This window comes from Peptoclostridium sp. AF21-18 (assembly GCF_003478825.1).
In the GTDB taxonomy this organism is placed as follows: Bacteria; Bacillota; Clostridia; order Peptostreptococcales; family Peptostreptococcaceae; genus Peptacetobacter.
The window spans coordinates 1-513 of the sequence record NZ_QUGE01000060.1 but is presented as its reverse complement, the minus strand read 5'-3'; the positions used below and the strand labels follow the sequence as shown (position 1 = coordinate 513).

Here is a 513-nt window from a genome sequence, read left to right as displayed (position 1 = left end):
GCACTAGACTTAGGATCTAGCGCCTACGGCGTGGGGGTTCGACTCCCTTCATCCGCACCATATAAAGTGCATATTAAAAACAAAATACATTCTGCGGGAATAGTTCAGCGGTAGAGCGCGACCTTGCCAAGGTCGAAGTCGCGAGTTCGAATCTCGTTTCCCGCTCCAAAAGCATTGTTGATGTGGGTGCATAGCTCAGCTGGATAGAGCAACGCCCTTCTAAGGCGTGTGTCGAAGGTTCGAATCCTTCTGCGCTCACCATGTTGGGGATTCGCCAAGTCGGTAAGGCATAGCACTTTGACTGCTACATTCGTAGGTTCGAGTCCTGCATCCCCAGCCAATATAATGTTAAAAATAGTTAGAAATGATGATTAATCTGGTTCATTAGCTCAGTTGGTAGAGCACCTGACTCTTAATCAGGGAGTCCTGGGTTCGAGTCCCAGATGAATCACTTTTATAAATATGGAGAGGTGTCCGAGTGGTTTAAGGAGCTGGTCTTGAAAACCAGTGATG

The 513-nt window shown here is 47.6% G+C and carries 5 tRNA genes (1 of these 5 only partly in view); all 5 read left to right on the top strand.

Annotated features, from left to right (window positions below):
* Positions 1–60 (top strand) — tRNA-OTHER (locus tag DWX74_RS11155) (it extends 63 nt beyond the left edge of the window).
* A gap of 33 nt (positions 61–93) precedes the next feature.
* Positions 94–168: transfer RNA gene (locus tag DWX74_RS11005), tRNA-Gly, on the top strand.
* A gap of 16 nt (positions 169–184) precedes the next feature.
* A tRNA-Arg gene (locus DWX74_RS11000) sits at positions 185–261 on the top strand.
* A gap of 3 nt (positions 262–264) precedes the next feature.
* Positions 265–340 (top strand) — tRNA-Gln (locus DWX74_RS10995).
* Between the two features lie 38 nt (positions 341–378).
* Positions 379–451 (top strand) — tRNA-Lys (locus DWX74_RS10990).
* Positions 452–513: the final 62 nt, after the last annotated feature.